The organism is Methylobacter tundripaludum, from assembly GCF_002934365.1.
In the GTDB taxonomy this organism is placed as follows: Bacteria; Pseudomonadota; Gammaproteobacteria; order Methylococcales; family Methylomonadaceae; genus Methylobacter_A; species Methylobacter_A tundripaludum_A.
In genome coordinates this window covers 23,778-48,519 of sequence record NZ_PTIY01000008.1, presented here as the reverse complement: position 1 = coordinate 48,519, position 24,742 = coordinate 23,778, and the positions used below count along the sequence as shown (strand labels likewise).

Below are 24,742 nucleotides of genomic sequence, written 5' to 3'. Positions count from 1 at the left end.
TGCACGAGGTAGTCTAGTTTAATGGTGAATATCAGTCGGTTCCTTCGTTTTCTTATTGTTGATCCGGTAAACTTAAGTTTTAAAGGCAAGCTCCTTGCTGTTGCTTCCGGTTTCAGCGCCATATTGATTATGGCTTTGCTTACGCAGAAATTAAGCATGGGCTTGGCTCAGCCCGTTATCGTTGCCTCGATGGGCGCTTCTGCGATTATTCTGTTTATTATGCCGCACAGTCCGTTGGCGCAACCTTGGCCGTTTTTTGGCGGGCAATTGGTTTCCGCTATTATCGGCGTCGCATGCGCCCAGTGGATTGCCGATACGGCAACAGCCTCGGCATGTGCCGTTGGCGGCAGCATTTTTGCGATGCTGTTGCTGCGTTGCCTGCATCCTCCCGGTGCTGCGACCGCGATTGCACCGATTCTGTTCGATACTTCTTTGGGTTACGGTTTTGTCCTAATGCCGGTGGGCTTGAATGCGCTGATCCTGTTGGCGATGGCGATAGTCATTAATCGCTGGGTGTTGCGGCATCAATATCCAACAGTTCCCGGTGCGGATGCTATTGATAAATCTACCCAGCAAACCGGTATTTCGGACCAGGATTTGACGCTGGCGCTGGAAAGCATGGACATGTTCATGGATGTTTCGTCGGGAGATCTGCGCAAACTGCTTGCCGACGCAGAGGCGCGAAGCTTTAAGCGCTTTAAGGGCTGCATTACCTGTGCGGACATTATGCTCAGGGATGTGCCGGCCGTCGAATACGGGACGGAAGTCGAGGAAGCCTGGAATATCATGCATAAGCAAAAACTCAAGGCGATGCCGGTTATTGACAGGGCCAGGCGGGTGATTGGCATTATCACCTGGAATGATTTCTTTAAGTTTATTGACCTGAGACCTTATGACAGGTTTCAGGATAAATTCCGGGCATTTATACGGCGTACCCCGGATATATCGACCGATAAACCGGAGTCGGTCGGTCACATGATGAGCAGGTCGGTTGTCGTGCTGCCTGAATGCACCCATATCGCCGACCTTGTTTCATTGATGTCTACCCAAGGCTATCGGCAGATTCCGATAGTCAACGGTGAAAATCGCTTGGTAGGCATGGTTTATCAGGCCAATTTAATCGCCGCGCTTTATGATGAACAATTGGCTGCGGTGGTCAGTCAGGGATAGCGGGGACCTCGTTTCGATGACTGAAGATGCGCCGTGTTGCTGATTTTTCCGGTTGGGATAAAAGTTAAGTACAATACTCAGTACCTCTACAAAGGCAGATTTCTTAGTTTCCGGCGTTTATTTTGATTATTAGAATTTCCCTGTTGTTGGTTCTGGCTTCATTACCGGTGTTTTTATTGGTAGAGCTGTTGTCGTGGTTGGCCGTGTCCGGCTTGCCGGGTGCATTAACCATGCTGGGAGCTGCGATGCTGTTAAGCGCGTTTACGGTGTTGATAATCGCCGGGTTATTAGGTGTTGTTAAAATAACCGCCCGTTCTGTTTTGGATTATTTTTCGGCCAAACAGCGGGTACAGCGTCGGCTATGGTTTAGGCAGGCCAGACAAGATCAGGTTAAGCGCTTGTTTTATTTCAAAACAAAACAAATAAAGTATTTTAATGAACTCAGCAGAGAACGCCTGTTAAAGCTTAACAACCGCAAGCACATCCGGTTGTTGTCCAAAGCCATCGACAAGGATCTGTTGTCGAATAAAACCAAATTGCCGGAAACGACTTACCGGCAACTGCAACAAGACAATGCCCGCCATCGCAACCGGCAGGACATCGAGGCATTGTTAAAATTGCAGCAACAAATATCCGACCTTGTTTAGCCTATGACTCTTGTAAAAAACTGGGTTTTAAATGCGGTTAGTCTGCTTCATTCGGTTAAAGATAAAAATCTGAAATGGCGGCTGGCTAATCAGGGCGACCAGACCAAGCTCAAGCATGCCCGCGTCCTGGCCGAAAAAGCCCTGGAAGCCGAATTAAAAAAGAAAAGCGTACAGCTGGAGCACGATATAAGTTTGCTGAAGACCAAACATGACGCCGAACTGTCGATGTTTAAAACCAAGTGCAAGCAGGATGTTAAGGATTATAAACAGTACCTGGCGGCGCTGGATCAGCTCAAATCTTCAATTCAGGCCAGCTATACCCATCTGCCTGAGGCGGTCGCCTTTACCATTCATCATCATGCGAAATATTTGCTGAATAAAATGTGGGAAGCGGAGGATTTTGAACAGAAAATGCAGCACGAGATGCAGCTAATCCGGTTTATGACGACCGTCCATGAAGATGCGCGCTTGCATCTGGAAGGTGAGACTACGGAAAATCTGCCGGAAAGGACGCTGAATTTGATTCAGTGGCAATAATTAAATTTGAATGATCAACCACGAAGACACGAAGTTCACGAAGAAAAGCTTAAGATAAAAACTTTGTGTCTCGGCAATTGCTCCTGCATTGCTCTACCTCCCGCATCCGTGCGGTCGTTCGTGGTGAACAATTGCCAATTTTTAAGCCAGCTTAGCCTTTAAGAAATCAATAACCTCCGCAAACGGGATTTCCTCGTTTGTCTCGGCCGTTCTGGCCTTGTATTCAACCGTGCCGGAATCGAGGCCGCGATCGCCTACCACGATGCAGTGCGGGATGCCGATCAGTTCCATGTCGGAAAACATAAAACCGGCGCGGACTTTTCGGTCATCGAACAATACATCGATTCCGGCAGCCAGCAAGTCTTGGTACAACTTCTCCGAGGCTTCTTTCAGGCGCTCGGACTTGTGCATGTTCATCGGGCAGAGCGCCACCTGGAAAGGCGCAAGATTGGCCGGCCAGACGATGCCTTTATCGTCATGGTTCTGCTCGATCGCGGCTGCGACCACGCGGGAAATGCCGATGCCGTAACAGCCCATAGTCATAATCTGGTTTTTGCCGCCTTCGTTGATGACGCCGGCTTTCATCGCCTCGCTGTATTTGGTGCCCAGCTGGAAGATGTGGCCGACTTCGATACCGCGAGCCAGCGTGATTTGGCCTTTGCCGTCGGGGCTGGGGTCGCCTTCGACCACCATGCGAAGATCGGCAATGTGGTCCGGTACAGGCAAATCGCGTTCCCAGTTAACGCCTTTATAATGCTTGCCGTCCTGATTCGCGCCGCAAACGAAATCGGACATCAAGGTCACGCTACGGTCGGCGATGATCTTGATGTTCAAGCCTATTGGGCCGATAGAGCCGGGTTTGCAGTTGCAGGCGCTGAGGACTTGCTCGTCGCCGGCGAATTCGAGCGGAGAGGCGATGCCGTCGATTTTTATCGCTTTAATCTCATTAAGGTTATGGTCGCCTCTTAACAGCAGCGCAACCAACGTGTCTTCTTCGCCCTTAACGATCAGAGTCTTAAGGCATTGCGTGGCGGGGATGTTTAAAAAACCGCAGACTTCTTCGATGCTGTGCTGGTTGGGCGTGTCAACCAGCGTCAACGCTTCGGTAGCTGCGCCGCGAGAACCTGCGGGCATCACCGCTTCGGCTTTTTCAACATTGGCCGCATAGCCGCTGCCAGTTGAGAACGCAATCGCATCTTCGCCGGAATCGGCCAATACATGGAATTCATGCGATACCGCACCGCCGATAGAGCCGGAATCGGCGACTACCGCGCGAAACTTTAGACCTAAGTGATTAAAGATGTTGGTATAAGCCTGATGCATCGCATCGTAAGTGAGTTGCAACGATTCATGATCCAAATGAAAGGAATAGGCGTCTTTCATGATAAACTCGCGCGAACGCATCACACCGAAACGCGGACGGATTTCGTCGCGGAATTTGGATTGGATTTGATAATAAGTGATCGGCAGCTGCTTGTAGCTTTTGATCTCGTTGCGCGCCAGATCGGTAATGATTTCTTCGTGAGTGGGCCCTAAGCAAAAATCGCGGTCATGACGGTCTTTTAACCGCGCCAGTTCCGGGCCGTATTGTTCCCAGCGTCCGGTTTCCTGCCACAGTTCGGCCGGTTGCAGGCCGGGCATCAACACTTCCAGCGCGCCGGTTTTTTCCATTTCTTCGCGGGTGATTTTTTCGACCTTGCGCATGACCCTCAGTCCCAAGGGCAACCAAGTGTAAAGACCGGCGGCCAGTTTGCGGATCAGGCCGGCGCGGATCATCAGTTGGTGGCTGGCTATTTCGGCATCAGCAGGCGTTTCTTTAACGGTATTGAGCGGGAATTGAGTAGTGCGCATTATGTTTTAAGGAGCTGGACAATGAAAAACCGCTATTTTACCGATTTAATGCCGGTTTAGTCATCCCGTTATCGTAATCAATTCAGGCGGCCGGTTTGTTGCCGATATTATTATCGGCATTTATTTACAGTATGGGGGCTTTAACGCGCCATTCTTGTCAGACAATTTGACGTGAGGTTGTCAATCGCTCACGAAAATGAAGGTTTTTTGCTTTTGGAAAAATATTGATTCATCAAGTTGGTTTATTGTTTCCGCGCTACGTGTTATTTTTCATAAAAAATTTTTAGGCTTACTAAGATTATGGTTAAAGGTTTACCTTTGGAATACGCAGCGGATATTTTAATTGTCGATGATACATTGGCGAATTTGCAGCTATTATCGACGCTTTTGAAAGAAGAAGGCTATAAAGTACGCCCCGCCAGCAACGGCGCTATGGCCCTGCAAGCGGTTGCGGCAAAAAAGCCGGACTTGATCCTGCTGGATATTAAAATGCCTGAAATGAGCGGTTATGAGGTCTGCGCGGCGTTAAAAAATAATCCTGAAACCAAGAATATTCCTGTGCTATTTATCAGCGCCTTAAATGATGTTGCCGATAAAATCCAGGCCTTTAATGTGGGCGCTCTCGATTACATTAATAAACCTTTTCAATTTGAAGAAGTAAAAGCCCGGGTCGCCACCCATTTGCGTTTAAAAGCCTATGAAGACGACATGGAAGCGCAAATAGTGCTGGGCATTCGCGAAATCGAGGGCTTGAATCAGGAAATCATCGATACCCAGCAAGAACTTATTTTTACGATGGGGCAGGTTTGCGAAACCCGTTCGCACGAAACGGGGCAGCATGTAAAACGTGTCGCCGAATATTCGTATTTATTGGCAAAATTATACGGTTTTGAACAGTTAGACCTGATGAAACAGGCGGCTTCCATGCACGACATCGGTAAAGTCGCTATTCCCGACAGCATTTTGAATAAGCCGGGAGCGTTGACCGACGAAGAATGGGCGACCATGAAAACGCACAGCCATTTGGGTTATCAGATGCTCAGTGTGTCGCAACGCCCCCTATTTAAACTGGCCGCGACGATTACGCTGGAACATCATGAAAAATGGGACGGTACCGGCTATCCCTATGGCATTAAAGGCGAAGAAATCAGCGTGGCCGGGCGCATTACCGCGGTCGCCGATGTGTTCGACGCACTGGGGGCTATGCGCTGTTATAAGCCGTCGAAGAGTTTGGAAGAGATTTTAGAGATTTTTCAACAAGAACGCGGCCGGCATTTTGACCCTGATATGGTTACGCTGTTTTTTGACCATTTGGATGACTTTATCGTTATCCGAAACAAATATACGACAGCTGAATAGCCGAGCAAAATGCCCATACTATCCGTTGCCTTAAACCATCAACACATCGCCGATATTCCCTTTACATCCTCTGCCAACGTATTCAAATTGTTGGCGATGTCTGAACATACACGGGTACGGTCAGCGTGTCAGGGCAAGGGTACATGCGGCCTGTGTCTGGTGCGTATCGACCAGGGCCGGACCGGCGAGCTGACACAGTATGAACATCGGCGGCTTAGCGCCGGCCAGATCGCTCAAGGCATCCGTCTGGCCTGTCAAATCAGGTTGTTTGACCACGCAAGCGTTACCCTGATTAATCCGCTGGCTATCGATGCGTTGGATAACTTGACCGTGCATTCGCCACTGGCGGCTAATGCCCGGTATGCTGCGGCAGTCGATTTGGGGTCAACGCAGTTGCGAATCAGCCTATGGGATAGCGTCCATCGACGCCGTATTGCAGGCTATTGCGGATTTAATCCGCAAGCTTATTACGGCACGGACATACTCAACCGCTTGAACGCCGCTGCGACGGATAAGGCCGCAGGGACGGCGATGAGCGAGCTGATACAGGACACGGTGGAGAGTGTGCTCACGGAGTGGGCAGACACTAATCAATTGAGCATTACCGAAATCTTGCTGGTCGGCAATACCGCGATGTTGGTGTTGTTGGCGAACAAGCATGTTGAGCAATTATTACAGCCGGCGTACTGGACGCAAGCCATCGATTGCTCCTTAGATTTTTCGACATTGGGGCAAACGCAAATTCCTATTTCCGTCGTTCAGCCCGTAGCGGGTTTTGTCGGTTCCGATCTGTTAGTTGGCTTATTGGCTGTGGGTTTAGCGCAGAGTGAGGGGAGTGCGTTGTTTGTTGATTTTGGCACCAACACCGAGATGGCTTTATGGCATCGGAACAAATTATGGATCACGTCAGTTCCCGGCGGCCCCGCGTTTGAAGGTTGCGGCATTAGCTGCGGCGTTGCCGCCGAGCAGGGCGCGATTAGTCATGTTAATTATGACGCCGCGACAGGCGAGTTTCGCGGTGAATTAATCGGTACAGTAAACGATACCAGCGAGATTAAAGGATTATGCGGTTCGGGCTTATGCGATGTGATGGCATGCCTGCTGGCATCGGGACAACTGAAAAAAAACGGCCGCTTTGTTCAGGCGGATTCGGAATTGGAAATCGAGTTAGTCAATCTGAATTATCGTGTTACTGTTAAAAAACAGGATATTGATATTTTTCAGCGCGCCAAAGCGGCCACAGGAGCCGGTATCAGTAAACTGATTGGCATCGCAGGCGCGACATCGGCGGATTTAACCCGGTTGTGCATTGCGGGGTCTTTTGGGCGGTTTCTAAATATTCAACAGGCTCAGGCCATAGGTTTATTGCCCGATTGCGCGCCTGAAAGAGTCGAATTGTGCGGCAATACGGCGTTAATGGGATGCGAGCAATTGCTTTCAAGTTCTAATCGGGATGAGCAGTTAAATGAATTGAAGCGTTGCGTTGAAATAGTTAATTTGTCGCAAGTTGACGGATATGAAGATGTTTTTGTCGATAATCTTTATTTGCAGCCGATGCTGTTAGCTTAACCGAGAGTTTTATGATGCTGGAAAAAGTTATCGCAGCTTATAGCGAAGCCGTTTTCGATACGGATCGAGATAAAGCGTTCGAGGTCATTCACGACGCAATCGCCCAAGGCGTTACGCCCGAGGAGATTGTTTTTAAAGTGGTGATTCCTTCGATGGAAATGATGATTAAAGCCATCAGCGAAGATTTTGACGCCAATCTCGCCCAGCATTTCATGGCTTCTCAAATCGCCTCGCAAGTCACCGACGAAATGGTCGCGCGGTTTCAAACAAGCCCGGAAACCATTGGCCGTGTCGTCATCGGCACATCGTATGCTGATCTGCACACGCTGGGTAAACGCATTGTCAGCGGCTGTTTGCGTTCGTTGATGATTGATGTGATTGATTTAGGCGTTAATGTCAGCGCCGAGCGCTTTGTCGCTGCCGCGCTGGAACATGACGCAGGCATTATCGCCATTTCTTCGATGATGGTGCATACAGCCCGCAGTGAACGGGGCTGTCTTGCAGTACGGCAATTGCTCAAAGAACGCGGATTAGAAGACCGCATTAAAATCATTGTCGGCGGCGCGCCTTACACATGGGATACGGAACTTTATAAAGTTGTCCGGGCGGACGCTTGGGCAAGCGACGGTATTTCAGCAGGAAAAGTCATTAAAGATTTAATCGAGGGGATGCACAAATGATGACTGGAATGGATAGATTGGTCGCGGCAATAAAGGGCGAAAAGGCGGATCGGATTCCCGTGTTTTGCAATTTGCTGGATCAAGGCGCTAAAGAACTGGGCTTGGTTTCTTTGTACGATTATTATCAAAGCGGTGAATACGTTGCCGAAGGGCAACTGAAAATGCGCGAGAAATACGGTTACGATAACGTATGGAGCTTGTTTTATGTCGGCAAGGAGGCGGAATTATTGGGCTGTCGAAAGATTTTGTTTTCGCCCGACGGCCCGCCGAATGTTGAGCATTTTGTCATTCAGTCTTATGACGATATTCACCGGCTGGAAATTCCTGACGATATTACTCATCACCCCGTTTTTGTCGAGGAACTGAAATGCCTGCAAATCCTGAAGCGGGAAGTGGGCGGGCGTTATCCGATTTGCGGTTATGTGACCGCCGCTATGGCATTGCCCGCCTTATTAATGGGCATGGATAAATGGTTTGAGTTATTGTTCATGGGACCGCCGGAAGTGCGCGATGAGCTATTGGCCAAATGTTCCTTATTTTGTCAGCGTCATATCGCCGCATTGAGGGAATTGGGCGTCGATGTGATCGTTTACGCCAACCCGTTCGGTTCCACCGATTTTGTGCCGCTGCCATACATCATCAAAACGGGCATACCGTGGATGAAACAGGATTTAAGCGCAGGCACGCAAGGCATCGTCTATTACTGCGGCGGGGCGCGTTTTAATCAGGTCATAGAAGCCATTATTTCGCAAATCGGCATCGAGACTTATTATTTAAGCCCTTTGGATGATATTGCGGCAGGAAAACAAATCATCAACGGCCGCGGCCTGACCTGCGGCGTTATCAATGACATTAAGCTGATTGATTGGTCGGAGGAGCAAATCAGGCAAGAGGTGAAACGCATGTTGGAGGCGGGCATGGCGGGCGGTAAATTCCTTTTCGGCACGATCCTGATGCCGTACAAAATTCCTGAACGCAATATTCGGGCAATGTTGGATACTGTTTATGAGTTTGGGCAATGTTAATTGTTCGGCCACGGATTACGCGGATGGACATTATCAAGAGTGAGGCGAAAGGCGAAAGACGAAAGACTAAGGGCGGGCGTGTTGACGCTCGGATTTTTTCGCCTTTAGCCCTGTGCCTTTCGCCTTATCTGTCGATCTGCGGCTGAAATTGTATATGTCAACATCAACACTGAGCCTGGTCGGCTGCGGCATTTTGCAAAAAGAAGTCGGTTATTTAATTGCAAAAAATAACTGGCCGTTGGCAACGGATTTTCTGCCCGCTTCTCTGCACATTGACTTCAAAGGCTTGGCCGGCGCTTTACACACAGGCTTAGCCAGGCATGCGGATGAACAAACCATTGTCTTTTACGGGGCCTGCCATCCGGGAATGGATACTATGCTGAATGAGGCGCGCACTCTGCGAACAGCGGGACAAAACTGCATCGAAATGCTGCTGGGGGCGGAAGAATTCAATCGGGAACTGACTCAAGGCGCGTACTTTTTATTGGATGACTGGGCGCGCAATTGGGATGCCGTTATTGCCAAAACCTTCGGCTCGAATATCGATGTAATCCGCGATATTTTTCATGACCAGCACCGTTACCTGTTGTGCCTGCGCACGCCGCAATCCGGCGATTTTAGCCAAAAAGCCCTGCACATCAGCGCCATGCTGGACTTGCCTTTGCAATGGCGCGATGTAAGCTTGGATCATCTCGAAAACGTCTTGCAAGCGGCCATCAGCCGTAAATTGGATAGCCTGCATGCCCAATGAACTGATCACCATCCCCGCTGCCGAGTGGAATAAACTTAAACAACGCGCGACCAAACTCGCTTTGGACAAATCCAATCAACAACTGGTCATGCAGTTGATGAGCAAAATGAGTGAAGCCTCGGGCTTGGAAAATGTCATCGACAATATGTTGCGTTCGATTGTCGATGTCATCGGCGGAGCCAACTTGGTCCTGTATTACAAAATCGATGCCGATATTTTTTATGCCGATGTTTATGGCGTGAAAAAACAATTGCAACAACCGGATGACGAGCGTGTTATCAGCGCTTTCGCCACCGGCGACGCCAGCGAATATCAGCATGATTTTAACGATACCCAAATGCTGACGCCGGCTTTTACCCATGCGTATACATGGATTTATCCGCTCAAAGTCGGTTCGGTAGTGATCGGCGTGTTTAAAATAGAAAGTCTGCATATCGCTATGCGCGATTTGTACAGCCAATTGCCGCTGTTTTTTAATTACGCCGCGCTGGTATTGAAAAACGAGATTCTCGGATACACCCGTCTGCAACACGTCAACAATCTATTGCAGCAAGAAATCCTCATTCGCAAGCAAACCGAGCGGAACTTAGTCGCCGCAAAAAATGAAGCGGAAGCGGCGAACCGGGCCAAAAGTGTATTCCTGGCTAACATGAGCCATGAATTACGCACGCCGATGAACGCCGTGTTGGGATTTTCTCAGCTGATGCAAAGAGACAGCGACCTCAGCCCAACGCAACGCGAGACGCTGAACATCATTAACAACAGCGGCAAGCATTTGCTGGGGCTGATTAACGATGTGCTGGATATGGCGAAAATTGAAGCGGGGCGTGTGATTATCGAAAACGGTAATTTTGACCTGGGTGCGTTAGTTCGCGACACCATTGACATGATGCACGAACGCGCCGAAGCCAAAGGCCTGGAATTGTTGCTGGACCAATCGTCCAGTTTTCCGCGCTTTGTGAATAGCGATGAGGCAAAATTCCGGCAAATCTTACTGAATCTGGTCGGTAATGCGATTAAATACACATTAAAGGGCCGCGTTATTGTGCGCCTAACGGCTGAAAACTCGCCCGATACTGGGCAATGCATACTCACCTGCGAGGTTAAAGACACCGGCATCGGCATTGCCGAGCAGGATCTGCCGTTTGTTTTCGATACCTTTGTCCAGGTCGGCAGGGAATCCGATCAGCAAGGCAGCGGCTTAGGTTTGCGGATTACCAAGCAATATGCTGAATTAATGGGTGGCCAAGTTACCGTGACCAGTGAATTGGACAAGGGCTCGTCTTTTATCTTGACCTTGCCCGTCGCCAAGGTCGGCGAATCGGAGATTATCAACAAATCCGTTTTCGATGGTAAGCGAGTGCTGGGATTAGCGGCGGGACAGCCCGTTTACCGCGTTCTGGTTGTCGAGGATCAATTGGAAAATCGGCTGTTGCTGAAAAGGTTGATGGAAGCGGTCGGTTTTCAAGTGCGGGAAGCGGTGAACGGTCAGCAAGGCGTAGAACAATTTAAGCGCTGGAAGCCGGATTTTATTTGGATGGATAGACGCATGCCCATTATGGACGGCATGGCGGCCACGCAAAAAATCCGCGCTTTGCCGGATGGCGGTAAAGTGAAAATTGTTGCAGTTACCGCATCGATTTTTGCGGAACAACGGCAGGAGTTTTTAAATGCGGGCGTCAACGGCATTGTCGGTAAACCCTATCGCGATGCCGAGATTTTCGATGCCATGGCAACGTATTTAGGCGTGCGTTTTATTTACGATGAGCCGGTTAATGAGAAAAACGCTGCCGAGCAATTGTTGACTCAGCCGTATAGCCAGTGCTTGAAGCAGTTGCCCGAAGAGCTGCTGTCCGAATTGCGGCAAGCGGTCATGTGCCTGGATATAGAGCACAGCTTGGCGGTAATCGAACAAGTTAAAGCACTGGATGCGCCGTTAGCCGATGTGTTGTCGGAGCGGGTCAATCAATTCGATTTTGAAGGGCTTGCTCAATGGTTAGGCGATACCGGCATTTTATAATTGGCAGGGATGTTTAAGCGCACGATCCTTTTGCCCCTTTTCTTTCGTACATTGCTGTATCCGCATGCTGCAGCAGCGTTTTAGCGTCGGTTCCATCGCCCGGATAAAGGCCGATTCCGGCGCTCACGCCAATTTCTATATCGTAATCATCAATACGGTAAGCGTTGCTTATTGTGTCGATAATCTGGTTAAGCAGTTTTTCCACCATTTCCCGGTTGCTGACATTCTCGAGCAGTATGACGAATTCGTCGCCGCCCAAGCGGGTGACCGTATCGGTTTCGCGGACGCTGCGGGTGAGTCGGTCGGCCACTTTTTGCAATAGCCGGTCCCCGACCTTATGTCCGAATAGATCGTTAACCGGCTTGAATTTATCCAAGTCCAGAAACAACACGGCAAATTGGGTGTTGTTGCGCGCCGCCACTTTAATGGCATGCTCAAGCCGGTCGTCGAACAGCACCCGGTTGGCCAATCCGGTCAAAGGGTCATGATAAGCGATATGGCGCAAATGCTCTTCTTTTGCCTTGTGTTCGGAAATATCCGACATGATGGCGACATAATGCGTGATTTGGTTATCGGTGTTTTTTACCTGATTAATGCTGACTCTCATCGGTATTAAGTCGCCGTTTTTCATCCGGTCGATAATATCGCCCTGCCATTGGCCGGTTTGATTCAGCGATTCCCACATTCGGTTATAGTCTTCGTCGGCGGTATAACCCGATTGCAGGATCGACGGAGGCTGGCCCAATAATTCGCTTTCGTCGTATCCGGTCATCGCGCAAAGCGCTTGGTTGGCCGAAACGATGTGGGCCGATGAATCGGTAATCAAAATCCCCTCGCTGCTGCTGGCAAAAACCGTTGCCGCCAATTGTAACTGCTGCTTCGCTTTTTTATGTTCGCTCAGATCCATCACATAGGCGACGCCTTGCTCCTGATTGTTGTCGAGCATCGCCGCGCCAATACATACCGGCACCCAATGTCCCTGTTTATGGATCAAGGCTTTCTCGAAAGGCTCGCATCGCCCCTGTGTTAACAGCTCATTGACGGCTTGTTGATCCCGGCGCTGAAACTCAACCGGCGTAATCTCCCGCCAGTTGATGGCGGCGGCCGAAATATCCGATCGGTCATAGCCGAGCATAGTTAAAAACAGATCGTTCGCTTCCTCGATACTGCCGTCCATTCTCCAGGAAATAATGCCGATCGTATTCGATTCCTTGAGCCTGCGGAACCGCAATTCGCTGATAGTCAGCTGCTGCTCCGCTTTGGTGATTCCCTTGATGATCTGACGGCTGACCCATAGTCCGATACCGGTAAAGATAAGCAGTGCCAGCACGGTAATGCGCCATGTCGTTTGTTTGACCCATCTTGCCCCTTCACCCAGAATCAGCGAAAAGCGGTTTTCCAGCTGATGAAGCCGGTCGTTGAGATGCTGCAAGCGTTGCCTCAATTCGGATATTTTCCCTGTATTGCGGTTTGGTGCGTTGATTTCAGTTCGAATTTGCCCGCTTAGCCGCTTCAATTCGTCGATGGTTTGATCGGCGGATTGCCAGGTAGCGATAGCGTCGCGCATGTAGGAAATACGCTGGAATGTTAAAAAGAACCCGATCATTGAATCGATATCGTCCGGGTGGTTTTGTCCCAGCAGAAAGCCTTTTCTGGCTTCTTCGTAGTTTGGGGGCGATTCCAGTAATGCCAATCGGGCGTTTTTATCGCCCTTGATGACCTCTAGGGCTTCTTGATAAGCGTTGTAATCGGTTTCCGCGTGATTATAGGAATAACTGTCCAGATAGAATACGGCATCCTTTTGCGCTTTGGCCCACAAGCCTTCGCCCCTGACGTAGGAGCGCACGCCGTCGAAAATATTGCCGTACCAAAAAATCATGCCGCCCAGCAATACCGAAATCAGTACGAACAGGGAGATAATAAAAACAACTTTCCCGCCGGTAGAAAATACCGGAAGTCTAAGCCTGTGTTTTTTAGGGTTTACCATCGGCTTGCACAGGCTGTGTATTGCTTGGCGCTCCGGTACATAATCCTGTTGTTCATCGGCTGCTGTCCTGAGTTTGGTGTAAACGAGGCTTAAATTAACGCCCCTGCATCCTGTCTTCAAGCCAATAGTAAACCCGTTCGGCGCGGCTTTCCAGTCCTGTAGCCCATAAGTCCGTTTCAACATGCGCTGATGCCTGAGCACTGCGCTGTACTTCATGCCGCGACCGGCTCTAAAATGAAGAGTGTTGGCTCGTTAGGGAAGCGCCGAATAAATTGATTTCGCTCATGGTTCGACAAGGCTCTCCTGAGCGCGGTCGAAGGACTTTAAATATATGCCCTTTGATTTTAAATTGTTAATTTGGAGAGCATGGACGGAACAAGTTTTCGAGACACCCAATCGTGTCTTTATTCGATGCAACAAACCCGGCCGGACGCCTAACCTATTTATCGTACACTACGCATCAATTGCACGGTAATCGTTCAACCAAATTCCGGCATTTCGCGCCGTCTCCTCCTGCGCATCGTCCCTCCACGTTTCACTCAGGGCTGCGGCATACCAATCCTGCATGGAAGGCAATTCCAGCAGGCGCTTGGCGTATAGCAGGGAGCCATCAATCATGGACAGCCCATAAGTCTGTACGCGGAATGCGACAGGCGCGAAAAACGCATCCACGGCGGTGAATGATTGTCCCGCTAGATACGGACCGCCAAAACGGGAAAGACCCTCGCGCCATAGTTCGTCGAGCCGAGCCAGATCCTTGTTCAAAGCTGGGGAGTTCGAGTCGATGCGTACTCTTAGGCCGCAATTCATCGTGCAGAAACTACGCAAGGCCTGAAACCCCGAGTGCATCTCCGCAGTCGCACTGCGCGCCCAAGCCCGTGCCGTCGTATCGGCCGGCCAGACTTGCGGCGTCCTCTCTGCCAAGTATTCAGCGATAGCCAATGAATCCCAGACGACGGTAGCGCCGTCAATTAGGCACGGCACTTTTCCGCTGGGCGAAAAAGTGCGAAACGCGTTTGATCTCTGGTTGTCGCTGAAAGGCACTAAATGTTCAACGAACGGGATTTCGAGTTCGCGCATCAGCACCCACGGCCTTAATGACCAGGATGAGTAGTTCTTGTTAGCAATGTAGAGTTCCAGCATGAATGAATTATCCTTTGGTTTAGGTTTAGAGGCACGGCGTGAACTCGGCAGGCCGCGCAAGAGTGCAACGCTGTCCGTCAATATTGACGGGTATTTCCCCTGAAACAGACTGTTCAAGTTTCATTATTTAATGTAAAAAATCGCCAAACAGACACTCATATCGTATTGATTGTTGGACGGCATGCAATCTTTGCACGACTGTTTTTAGAATGCTCACTGACCGCCCCTTAACTGGAAAAACAGCTGCCGAGAATGGAAAATATTGTAAGTTCCTTTTCAGACGATCAGTTTTTAAAGGGCCAAAATACGCTCTCTCAACGCCATAACCTCTTCTATTGAAGCCCTATGTTCACGATAGAACTCTGGATAAAGCAGATATTGTTTTCTGTCGTTAGCAATTTGCTCCGGCAAAAGATCGAAGTCCGTTACCTTGCTTTTGTAATGAGTGACAACCACGTTCGGTTGTTTTGCTATTTTCTGCATGGCTTGCGCATGCGAACGGCCGTCCAAAAATTCACTTACAACCCCAGCTAACCGGTTACTGCAAAAAAAACTACCGTCTTTGTAGAGCTTTGCAACTATATTGCCTGTAGCATCGCGCGCCACCGCTTCTACTTCTTTGGACATCAGGTATTTCTTCTGTCCTTCAGGTGAACTTGCTTCCTCCGCTGCTTTCGCATGTTCTTTTTCAAGTTTGTCATGCTCGGCCCACAATTTTTTATGCTCAGCCGCCATTCTTGCAAATTCCGCTTCCGCCTCTTCTTGGCTAAGGCCTAGCTTTTTTTGTACCGACTCAACAGTCACGGGCTCAAAATTTAAACGCCGATAATTCTTAAGTTCAACGACTTTGCCATCCTTCATTCTCATTTTGAGATCAGAGGACGTCTGTGCTGTATTTTCGGCTTGCATTGCTTTTTCCAAGGTTGACTGAAAATCAGTAGTCACTTTTTGTTGGCCATTCATTGCTGTGTTACTTGCCGATGTTACAGTTGAAGCAGTAGCTGCGTTGCTTACATTTAAATTTGACATATCAGACTCCTGATTTTGATTACAAAATGGCGCCAAGAAATTTTGTAGCGCGTCATTATTGGTGTTTCAAGGGACTTCGTTTACTTATGATTGCTTTGGTCAAGCTATCGTGAAGACTTTTCCAGTTAATTCAGGCAACAATGAAAATCAGCATTCCCTCCCCATACACAAGGCAATCGACCTATCAATACTCACCGTCAAGGCGCTTAAGCGCAGAAAGTGCTTTCTGGGCATAAATGGCGCCTGCGTCGTTATGAATAGACTTATTAAAGGCAATCATTTTTTCCAAACCGGAGAATAAATTTATTGGCTGATTTGTGCTGCCGGGTTTGCCCATCGCGGCATTCAATTCGGTCAGCGGTGCAAAAGCCAAGAGTGAGCTGGATTCATCCAGCGACATCTCGCCATTTTTTATCAGACTGTTGATGGCGTTCAACATATCGTTCGGCGCTATATTGGTGAAATCGTAGGTGCGCTCACCCTTGGCTTCTTCTGCTAATCGGTCTCGTGCGGCTTGGGAAATAGTGGCCTTGTCGGCAAGGCTGGCCGTAAAAGCGGCAGATGTTTCCGTAGCACCGGCGGAAACTTGCCGCTGTTGTGGCGAACTAGAGATAATTGTAAGGGCTGTATAGGGCTTGATTTCCATCGGGGACGCCTCAAATGCGGTTATTCACGGATAACTCCGTAGCAATTGACATGCCAGCGGTATTGTTTTTGACGCGGATGCGCGATTAGTTTATACAAGAAAAGCGCCCAGTTACTATTCAGCGATCTACGCCGTTAACGCCTCGGCAACTGGACGTGAAATAACGACTATCGATCCACCATGATCAAGGACAAACGATGAAACTTTACGATATGGAACTGTCCGGCAACTGCTACAAAGTCAGATTGTTGTGCGCCTTGCTCGAATTGGCTTACGAATCGGCGCCGGTCGATTTAGGGCAAGGCGAGAATAAAACCGCCGCGTTCTTACAACTGAATCCGCGCGGCCAGCTGCCGGTATTGGATGACGGAGGCACGGTTATCTGGGACTCGTCGGCTATTTTGCTGTATCTGGCGCGCCGCTATGGCGGGGAATGCTGGCTTCCGCTTGACGCCATAGCCATGGCCGAAGTCATGCAGTGGCTGAGTCTGTCGCAAAACGAAATTCTCTACGGACTCGCCAGGGCTCGGGCAGCGAAAAAATTCAACAGACCCTGGGACATCGAGCAATCCCAAGCACTGGGCAAACAAGGGTTGAGGGTATTAGAGCAGCGCTTATCCGGCCATCTCTGGCTGGCCGGCGAACGGGCGACAATTGCCGACATTGCCTGCTATCCCTATGTAGCGCTGGCGCCGGAAGGCGGAATCGCTCTGGACGCCTATCCGTCGGTTCGGGCATGGCTAAAAAGGGTGGAAAACTTACCCGGTTATATCGCCATGCCGGGCATTGGGACAGCCTGAGCGAACAAGTATGATGGCAATTCTGGGCCGCATAGGGTTCGATCCGGGATCGCTTAAGAAATTGTCAAACATGTAAACACTACTGACACCACGCTGTCAGGAAGGCTGTCATACCATAGCCGCTCGTTAACACTTAAAATACGGAGATAAAAATGAACAATGTAGCAACTTGGTTTGAAATTCCGGTCACCGACATGCAACGCGCTAAAGACTTTTACCAAAATGTTCTGCAAGCCACTTTTAAAGACGAGGAAATGGGCGGTTATCAATTGGCGATTTTCGACGCCGAAGAAGGCGCCGTCAGCGGTATGCTAATGCAGGGAGAACATTACCAACCCAGCCAAACCGGCGCAGTGATTTATTTCAACGGCGGCGAGGATTTAAGCGTTCCTCTGGATAGGGTCGTTCAACACGGCGGCAGTGTGCTCATGCCCAAAACGCCGATTCATGACGGCGACTGCGGCTACTTCGCGATGTTTTTGGATAGCGAAGGCAACCGGCTTGGTTTGTATTCAGCGTCCTAATCATAATTGATCAACAGGCGGCCGGAGCATCGGCCGCCTCCTACCCAAAAACATGCGACGCGCCGACCGTTTATTTCAAATCGTACAAATCCTGCGCAACAAGCGCCTGGTCACCGCCAAGACGCTTGCCGAACGCCTGGAGGTATCCGAGCGCACCATTTATCGGGACATTCAGGATCTCAGTCTGTCCGGCGTTCCGGTTGAGGGCGAAGCCGGCGTCGGCTATATGCTGCGGCACTCCATCGACATTCCGCCGATCATGTTTACGTCGGACGAAATCGAGGCATTGGTCGTCGGTGCGAGGATGGTAAAGACTTGGGCGGGAACCGAACTGGGTTACTCGGCGCAATCGGCGCTGGACAAAATTACCGCCGTCATTCCCGCCGAACTAAGGACCAAGATTGAAGACAGCAAACTGTTTTCCTTACGCTTCTCTCAGCGCCAAGATTTGGATGTTAACTTGGATATTTGCCGTAAAGCCATAGACGACAAACGCTTGTTACAGATGGGCTATTGCCGTGCCGACGGCGAGCAAAGCCTGCGCCGCATCCGCCCATTGGGGCTCTATTTTTGGGGAAACGTCTGGACCTTGGTCGGTTGGTGTGAATTACGAGACGATTTTCGCAATTTCCGGCTGGATAGAATTCAGAGCATCCAATCGGAAAATGCGACATTTATAGACATCGAAGGTCAAAGCCTGCAGGACTTTATCAAGCGTATGACCTGTATGTGACGCATATTTTAAACTTTATTTTTTCCAGAACCCTTCCTAACGCTACGTGGGAATGCAGCACGACAAACAGGACAAAAATTATCCGTGCGTGACATCGGTTAACCTAGTCATTGATTTATATCGAGTTTGCTTTTACGTTATGTTTCGTACACCATGAATAATTTACTGAACAACTGGATAACTAGACGCAAGTTGCAACGTTGCGTTTTGAAGACCGCAACGCTAGGTTCTGTTGACGTTCCACTAATCCGGTAGAATCGATCATTTTGAGTGGAATGAACCGGATAAATTTAAGCGATGAAGAATGGCTGCGAATATTGGCAAACTTAAAGAAATTAACAGGCATTCATGTCGGTCAGCCAGACACGTGCAGACAATTTATTAGTGCGTGCTTGTGGATATTACGTTAGGGATCGCAGTGGCGGGTTTTGCCGCCAACGCAGGTAAGTGGAATAGCATATTCAAGCGTTTTTCACGCTGGCGTGCCAATGGCGTCTGGGAGAAACTCTTCGGCCATTATTCTGAAGCCTCGGATTTACAGGATGTTTCTATGGACGGATCGGTGGTTAGGTCGCATGCCAGCGCGGCTGGGGCGGCAAACAGCTCTGCCGACAATGAGGCATTGGGCCGTTCCAAAGGTGGTTTTAGCGGTAAGATCCACGCGCTCTGCGATGCTTTAGGCATGCCGATTAAGTATATCCCGACAGGCGGCCAGGAAGCTGAATGCAAGCAAGCGATACCCTTGCTTGAAAACGTTAAAGCCTCTGCCGTTTTAGCGGACAAGGCTTACGACACAAACGAGTTGAGAGCGGTTGGAATGCCGGGGAATAAAAGCCGTCATCCCGCCAAAATCGAATCGGAAAGAAACAATTGAGTGCTATTATAAAGAGCGGCATGTAGTCGATTGGCAAGCTCAAGCACTACCGCAGAATTGCCACTCGATATGAGAAAAAAGCTGTTAATTACATGGGGATGTTGTCGTTTTCTTCGGTACTTTTATGGCTGAGATGAAACGTCAACAGAACCTAGAGCCGTCCGTATTAAGCTTGTCGAAATGCGAGGTTATCTATAACAGACCCACTGGAGAACTATGCGTTTACATCACATGGCGTTGGCGATATTGGTCGTCGCTATTTGGGGAGTCAATTTTGTCGTGATCAAAGTCGGCCTTAAAGAAATTCCGCCCATTCTGCTTTGCGCACTCAGGTTCTTCCTCTGTACGTTTCCGGCTATCTTTTTTATCAAGCGCCCCGCCGCGCCATTGCGCATGGTTGTCGGCTTCGGCTTGGTGATGTTTGCGCTTCAGTTCGCGTTGCTGTTTTCCGGCATGTACGCCGGGACGACAGCGGGGCTGGCGTCGTTGGTACTACAGATGCAGGTGTTCTTCACGGTCTTGCTGGCCGTCTTATTCCTGGCCGAAAAACCTTCCATTTGGCAAATCGCCGGCGCCTTGGTTTCATTTTCGGGAATCGGGCTGGTCGCTTCAAATAGTGGCGGTGAAATTTCGGTTTACGGCCTGATGCTGATTATCGCCGCAGCGGCCACATGGGGGGTAGGCAGCCTGATTTCCAAGAAACTCGGCAAAGTCGATATGTTTGCGCTGGTCGTTTGGGCAAGCCTCGTCGCTTGGCCGCCGCTGTTGGTTCTGTCGTTTTTTCTGGAACAAAACAGCTGGAATGCTGAAATCATTTCGCATATTTCCTGGCTGACTGTCGGCGCGATTGGCTATATGGTGTATCCGGTGACCCTGCTTGGATTTGCCGCATGGAGCTGGTTGTTGAGCCGCTATCCGGCTGCGACAGTGGCGCCGTTTACCTTGCTGGTGCCGATATTCGGGTTTGCGGCTTCAACATTAGCCTTGAGGGAGCCTCTGTTCGATTGGAAGATAAACGCCGCCGCTCTGGTTATTGCAGGTTTGTGCATCAATTTGTTTGGGGCTCGCATTGCTGTTCGCATCCGACCGGCCTGAGCATAAAAGGTGCGGACATCAAAACTGATTGTCACGCCATAGGAAAATAAACGACATGATTAAAGCTATCGCTTTGCTCGGCGAATACACGCCGACATTCCCGCCGCATATTTCCACCGATGCGGCCATCCGGCATGCCCGGAATCTGCTCAATGTGGAGGTGGCTGTTGATTGGGTTTCAACTGAAGACATAAGCCCCACGCTGTTTGAACAGTATTCTGGCATATGGGTTGCGCCCGGCAGCCCTTACAAAAGCATGGAGCTTACACTGTGGGCGATTCGCTATGCCAGGGAAAACAAAATCCCCTGTTTCGGCACCTGCGGCGGGTTTCAGCATATGGTGATCGAGTATGCCCGGAACGTCTTAGGCTTTAAGGACGCGCAACATGCCGAGTACGATCCCTACGCCTCAAGCCTGTTTATTTCGCAACTGGCTTGTTCGCTGGCAGGCCGCGAGATGCAGCTTAATTTTGCACCGGACTCCCAGGTAGCTGCAATCTACGGAAGCCTGTCAGCGAAAGAGCATTACTACTGCAACTTCGGGGTCAACCCCGATTGCATTGACGAGCTGAAGCAAGGGCCGTTGAATGTCTCGGGCGCCGATGCCGAGGGTGAAATCCGCGTCATTGAGCACCCCGATCATCCGTTTTTTATCGGTACGTTGTTCGTGCCGCAAGCCCGCTCTGCGCCTGAAGGACCGCATCCGTTGGTTACGGCTTTTCTGGAAGCTGTAGTGCGTTCATAGTCATACAGTTGATAAGTAACGGGGGGACTAACATGAAAGGTAGCTGTTTATGCGGAGCCGTTGAGTACGAAATCGACAGCATCGATATGCCTGTCGCTCATTGCCATTGCCGGACTTGCCAAAAAGCCCACGCGGCCCTGTTCGCCTCGACTGCCGCAATGCTGCAAGGCGACATGCCCAATTACACGGACATAGAGCCGGTTATTCAAATCAGCGAAGTTCTTATTTCTCAGTAGACCCATGTACATACCGTCACAGTTTGAACAGCCCGATATTGAAGTCATGCACGAGCTGATCCGCAACCGGCCGCTTGCGACATTGGTAACGCTCGGCGCAAACGGCATTAACGCCAATCACATTCCCTTGCATCTTGAACCGGCACCCGAACCGTTTGGCGTGTTACGCGGCCATATAGCGCGGGCCAATCCGCTCTGGCATGACCTTGCATCGGATGTTGAAATGCTGGCCATATTCCACGGCCCGGACGCTTATATCAGCCCGTCGTGGTATGCGACCAAACAGGAAGCAGGGAAGGTGGTTCCGACCTGGAACTACGCGGTAGTTCATGCTTACGGTACTTTGCGGATTATCGATGATGCTGTTTGGGTTCGCGCCCAGCTTGAAGCGTTAACGCAGCAACAGGAAGCGGCTTTCCCCGAGCCGTGGGCGGTGTCGGATGCGCCGGAGGATTTTACCGGAAAGCTGATTGAGGCTGTGGTCGGTATTGAAATGGTTATCACCCGGTTAATCGGCAAGTGGAAAGTCAGTCAAAATCAACCGCCGCAAAACCGGCGTAGCGTTGTTCAAGGGCTGAATGCCGGCGGGCAAAGCGAGGCGGCGGCAATGGCCGCATTGGTCGACGCCGGGGTTAACCATGTCGGCTGAAGTTTCCGGCGTCTGTCAGGTCGTGGTAGACTGAGCGTTAAACTAAAAGCAGGAGTCAATACCATGACCACCGTTACCTTTGATACCCTTGAACTGGTAGCCAAGCTAAAATCTGCCGGTTTCCCGCAGGCACAAGCAGAGGCTGTTGTGCGGGTAATTTCCGAGGCGCAAGATACCTTAGTTTCTAATCTGACATTAGACCACCGCTTAAAAGAAACGGAATTACGCCTGGATTCTCGTTTTGAGCGTATTGACGGCGAATTAAAGTTAAACAGATGGATGCTCGGCGCATTATTGGCCGGCGTTATATCGCTGGTATTGAAGGCGTTTTTTTGATGGCAGGTATAAACAGTATGCCCGGCTGGGCTAAGGTTAGATCGGATGAGTGATTGCAAGACCTGAGCCTGTGCTTATTTGTTTGCACATCAGACCTGTTGCTGTATGTTGGCTTAATTAAAACAAATAATTAGATGGCTTTATGAAGAATATACGAAAGCACAATTTTTATATACGGCAATTGATGTCGTATATATTATATTAGGCCAATCCTCTGCTAAGTTCCCACATAATCAAAAAATTCAGGAAATAACCAAGATGGAGCAACAAGAAACAATTGATATTAAATCAGGAAAAATATCAGATATTGGGGAAATAATAATTTCTTATCCTTACTTTTTTGCAATTGTAGAACCTTTGCTTGTCTTTATATACGAAAATGGTGGAGATGTTCATGCTGTCAAAGCTAAAGACACTTATGAACCGCTAGCAGATTATTTCAATTTAACTGAAATAGAAAGGACGCGAACGTATGATGATATATACAAAAATGGAAGAAACGCGATTTATTGGAGAACCTTAGTGCAAAGAGCAAAAAACTCTGTATATATTAGATACATGATGCCAGCAAGTAAAGGCGTATGGACACTAACAAATCAAGGGGTGCAGGTGGCACAACAAGTAATTCTTAAGCATACAAATGAACTCTATGCATCAACTTCTGAAGCTACAATAACAGAAGGATCAAAAAAAGCAGCTATATCTAACCGATACGAGAGAAGCATTATTGCTAGAGAAATTTGTATAAAAAAACTTGGATATACATGTGCGGCATGCAAAATCGATTTTGCACAAAAATATGGTTCTATTGGGAAAGGCTATATTCATATTCACCATAAAATTCCGCTTTCGAATATCGCCGAAGAATATATCGTAAATCCAGAGTTGGATATGGTTCCAGTTTGTCCGAACTGCCACGCTATGCTACATAAAAAAGACCCGCCATTTACAATTGAGGAGCTTACAAAAATGATGGCAAATACAGCCGGATAGCAGCGTAGCGTAACCCGAACCACCCAACCCATTCGCACAAAAATATTGGTTTAACGATACCAACAGTAGGCGCTTCCTCAAGCGGGGCGGGGTTTGCAACCCCGCTCCTAACGTTTCCACAATGCCTAGAAAGTGGTTGAGCTTAATCAACACAAAACGTTTCGGACGGGGCAACATGCCCCGTCCGGCTTGTAGGCAGCGAGAACTGGTGTTTCCGGCAAACATCCATCCAAATTCGCCGGAAACGCCACCTCGCGCTACGCGCTTGGATGGCCTTATTCCGGCCTACGCCTAAGGATGAAAGCAGTAAGGCAGATTCGCGCTAGCATCGTAGGTTGAGTTGCATCTTTCCGCAACCCAACACATTCGCACGAAAATATTGGGTTAACGATACCGACAGCAGGCGCTTTAGGCGAAGCTGAAACCCAACGCGTCAGGAACCCCAACGGGGTTCAAGCCGTTAGCCGGGGGTTGAGCGTAGCGACACCCCGGATGGCATGAAACAAACCTCCCGACCCCAGCGGGGTCGCAGAAACACAACATCTAAGCGAAATACACCATGTCATTCACCTATCTTAGTCTGCATTACCATATCGTATTTGGAACTAAAAACCGTGCTCCCGTCATAGATGCAAAATGGCGTCCCCGGCTTTATGATTATCTCGGTGGAATTGTCCATAGACTGGGCGGGTTTTCAAAACGAATTGGTGGAATCGATGACCATGTGCATTTGCTGGTGTCTTTAAAATCCACGCACAATCTTGCCGATCTGATGCGGGAGTTGAAGAAATCATCTTCCGTGTGGGTTCATGATACATTAGGAGAAAAGCAATTTGCATGGCAAGAAGGTTATGCGGCTTTCACCGTTAGTGCGTCCGGGCTGGACGCTGTGGCGAAATATATCGCCAATCAGGAACAACACCATAAAATGAAATCGTTCCGGGATGAGTTGGTTGAAATGCTGGAAAAATCCGGTGTCGATTATAATCTGGATTATTTGTAGCCCGGATTATTGCGACCTGCGACCCTGCCGGGGTCAAGGTTCTTTGTCCATGCCATCCGGGGGTGTCGCTACGCTCAACCCCCGGCTAACGGATTAAACCCCGTTGGGGTTCCAGACGTGTCGGACAACATCTTTTTGTTGCCCAATATTTTGATGTATATGAATATCGGGCATAAACAGTTTGCCCAACGTGACTCCATAACAATAATCGATAATAAGGAACAAAATGAATAAGAAAGCCAGGTAGGGGTGCGCATCGCGCACCATTTACGAATATTAAAATGGCCGGGCTTTTTAAAATATTCTAACGGGTATCCATTTCAAGCATTAAGATTCCTTG

General features: G+C 49.4%; 25 protein-coding genes. 20 read left to right on the top strand and 5 right to left on the bottom strand.

Translation table 11 applies throughout. The features are described from left to right. Positions 1–21 precede the first annotated feature (21 nt). The 3 genes from B0F88_RS10895 (at position 22) to B0F88_RS10885 (ending at position 2,354) form a co-directional block, all read left to right on the top strand. The gene (locus tag B0F88_RS10895; protein WP_104423968.1) at positions 22–1,170 is read left to right on the top strand and encodes an HPP family protein; all 1,149 of its coding nucleotides are present in this window, start codon (positions 22–24) and stop codon (positions 1,168–1,170) included. A gap of 122 nt (positions 1,171–1,292) precedes the next feature. Then, complete coding sequence (locus B0F88_RS10890) at positions 1,293–1,817, top strand: hypothetical protein (protein ID WP_104423967.1); 525 nt, start codon at positions 1,293–1,295, stop codon at positions 1,815–1,817. Positions 1,818–1,820: 3 nt separating this feature from the next. Next, positions 1,821–2,354, top strand: coding sequence for a hypothetical protein (locus tag B0F88_RS10885; protein ID WP_104423966.1), 534 nt, complete (start codon positions 1,821–1,823; stop codon positions 2,352–2,354). Between the two features lie 141 nt (positions 2,355–2,495). Here the strand turns inward: B0F88_RS10885 and B0F88_RS10880 are convergent, their stop codons facing one another. Further along, positions 2,496–4,205, bottom strand: a complete 1,710-nt coding sequence (locus tag B0F88_RS10880) for a proline--tRNA ligase (RefSeq protein WP_104423965.1) — start codon at positions 4,203–4,205, stop codon at positions 2,496–2,498. A gap of 300 nt (positions 4,206–4,505) precedes the next feature. Here B0F88_RS10880 and B0F88_RS10875 point away from each other — a divergent pair, with 300 nt between their 5' ends. From B0F88_RS10875 to B0F88_RS10850, 6 genes are all read left to right on the top strand, one after another. Further along, complete coding sequence (locus tag B0F88_RS10875) at positions 4,506–5,564, top strand: response regulator (protein ID WP_104423964.1); 1,059 nt, start codon at positions 4,506–4,508, stop codon at positions 5,562–5,564. A gap of 9 nt (positions 5,565–5,573) precedes the next feature. After that, entirely contained in the window at positions 5,574–7,133 is a 1,560-nt protein-coding gene (locus B0F88_RS10870) for an ASKHA domain-containing protein (RefSeq protein ID WP_104423963.1), read from the top strand. Positions 7,134–7,144: 11 nt separating this feature from the next. Then, complete coding sequence (locus B0F88_RS10865) at positions 7,145–7,813, top strand: cobalamin B12-binding domain-containing protein (protein ID WP_104423962.1); 669 nt, start codon at positions 7,145–7,147, stop codon at positions 7,811–7,813. An 8-nt stretch (positions 7,814–7,821) separates the two neighbouring features. Further along, positions 7,822–8,838, top strand: a complete 1,017-nt coding sequence (locus B0F88_RS10860) for a uroporphyrinogen decarboxylase family protein (RefSeq protein ID WP_258076625.1) — start codon at positions 7,822–7,824, stop codon at positions 8,836–8,838. Positions 8,839–8,992: 154 nt separating this feature from the next. Beyond that, entirely contained in the window at positions 8,993–9,589 is a 597-nt protein-coding gene (locus B0F88_RS10855) for a DUF1638 domain-containing protein (RefSeq protein WP_104424082.1), read from the top strand. Further along, positions 9,579–11,609 (top strand): ATP-binding protein, encoded by a 2,031-nt coding sequence (locus B0F88_RS10850; RefSeq protein ID WP_104423960.1) that lies wholly within the window; start codon positions 9,579–9,581, stop codon positions 11,607–11,609. Before B0F88_RS10855 ends, B0F88_RS10850 begins: the two co-directional genes overlap by 11 nt. Positions 11,610–11,622: 13 nt before the next feature. Here the strand turns inward: B0F88_RS10850 and B0F88_RS10845 are convergent, their stop codons facing one another. The 4 genes from B0F88_RS10845 to B0F88_RS10830 all read right to left on the bottom strand — a co-directional run bounded on the left by B0F88_RS10845 (position 11,623) and on the right by B0F88_RS10830 (position 16,414). Continuing rightward, on the bottom strand, positions 11,623–13,812 hold the full coding sequence (locus tag B0F88_RS10845) for a sensor domain-containing diguanylate cyclase (protein WP_258076624.1): 2,190 nt from the start codon (positions 13,810–13,812) through the stop codon (positions 11,623–11,625). Between the two features lie 237 nt (positions 13,813–14,049). Further along, on the bottom strand, positions 14,050–14,739 hold the full coding sequence (locus B0F88_RS10840) for a glutathione S-transferase family protein (RefSeq protein WP_104423959.1): 690 nt from the start codon (positions 14,737–14,739) through the stop codon (positions 14,050–14,052). Between the two features lie 291 nt (positions 14,740–15,030). Further along, positions 15,031–15,768 carry a hypothetical protein gene (locus B0F88_RS10835; protein WP_146083345.1) on the bottom strand — a complete coding sequence of 246 codons (738 nt, stop codon included), beginning with the start codon at positions 15,766–15,768 and terminating at the stop codon, positions 15,031–15,033. A gap of 184 nt (positions 15,769–15,952) precedes the next feature. Continuing rightward, positions 15,953–16,414: a hypothetical protein gene (locus B0F88_RS10830; RefSeq protein WP_104423957.1), complete on the bottom strand. Its 462-nt coding sequence runs from the start codon at positions 16,412–16,414 to the stop codon at positions 15,953–15,955. A 197-nt stretch (positions 16,415–16,611) separates the two neighbouring features. On the opposite strand from B0F88_RS10830, the gene B0F88_RS10825 reads away from it, so the two are divergent. The 11 genes from B0F88_RS10825 (at position 16,612) to tnpA (ending at position 24,402) form a co-directional block, all read left to right on the top strand. Next, positions 16,612–17,214: a glutathione S-transferase family protein gene (locus B0F88_RS10825; RefSeq protein WP_104423956.1), complete on the top strand. Its 603-nt coding sequence runs from the start codon at positions 16,612–16,614 to the stop codon at positions 17,212–17,214. A gap of 152 nt (positions 17,215–17,366) precedes the next feature. Beyond that, positions 17,367–17,738, top strand: coding sequence for a VOC family protein (locus B0F88_RS10820; protein ID WP_104423955.1), 372 nt, complete (start codon positions 17,367–17,369; stop codon positions 17,736–17,738). Positions 17,739–17,790: 52 nt separating this feature from the next. Further along, complete coding sequence (locus B0F88_RS10815) at positions 17,791–18,471, top strand: helix-turn-helix transcriptional regulator (RefSeq protein WP_104423954.1); 681 nt, start codon at positions 17,791–17,793, stop codon at positions 18,469–18,471. A 394-nt stretch (positions 18,472–18,865) separates the two neighbouring features. Beyond that, on the top strand, positions 18,866–19,345 hold the full coding sequence (locus tag B0F88_RS10810; RefSeq protein WP_258076623.1) for an IS5 family transposase: 480 nt from the start codon (positions 18,866–18,868) through the stop codon (positions 19,343–19,345). A gap of 216 nt (positions 19,346–19,561) precedes the next feature. After that, complete coding sequence (locus B0F88_RS10805) at positions 19,562–20,440, top strand: EamA family transporter (protein WP_104423952.1); 879 nt, start codon at positions 19,562–19,564, stop codon at positions 20,438–20,440. A gap of 55 nt (positions 20,441–20,495) precedes the next feature. After that, positions 20,496–21,185 (top strand): CTP synthase C-terminal region-related (seleno)protein, encoded by a 690-nt coding sequence (locus tag B0F88_RS10800; RefSeq protein WP_104423951.1) that lies wholly within the window; start codon positions 20,496–20,498, stop codon positions 21,183–21,185. 32 nt (positions 21,186–21,217) lie between these two features. Beyond that, on the top strand, positions 21,218–21,421 hold the full coding sequence (locus tag B0F88_RS19730) for a GFA family protein (protein WP_258076622.1): 204 nt from the start codon (positions 21,218–21,220) through the stop codon (positions 21,419–21,421). A gap of 4 nt (positions 21,422–21,425) precedes the next feature. Continuing rightward, complete coding sequence (locus B0F88_RS10790) at positions 21,426–22,070, top strand: FMN-binding negative transcriptional regulator (RefSeq protein WP_104423950.1); 645 nt, start codon at positions 21,426–21,428, stop codon at positions 22,068–22,070. Positions 22,071–22,133: 63 nt separating this feature from the next. Then, positions 22,134–22,406 (top strand): DUF1640 domain-containing protein, encoded by a 273-nt coding sequence (locus tag B0F88_RS10785; RefSeq protein WP_104423949.1) that lies wholly within the window; start codon positions 22,134–22,136, stop codon positions 22,404–22,406. A 258-nt stretch (positions 22,407–22,664) separates the two neighbouring features. Next, a complete protein-coding gene (locus B0F88_RS10780; protein WP_104423948.1) occupies positions 22,665–23,399 on the top strand; it encodes an HNH endonuclease in 735 nt (244 codons plus the stop codon). A gap of 559 nt (positions 23,400–23,958) precedes the next feature. After that, entirely contained in the window at positions 23,959–24,402 is a 444-nt protein-coding gene (tnpA, locus tag B0F88_RS10775) for an IS200/IS605 family transposase (RefSeq protein ID WP_104423947.1), read from the top strand. The last annotated feature ends 340 nt before the right edge of the window (positions 24,403–24,742 follow it).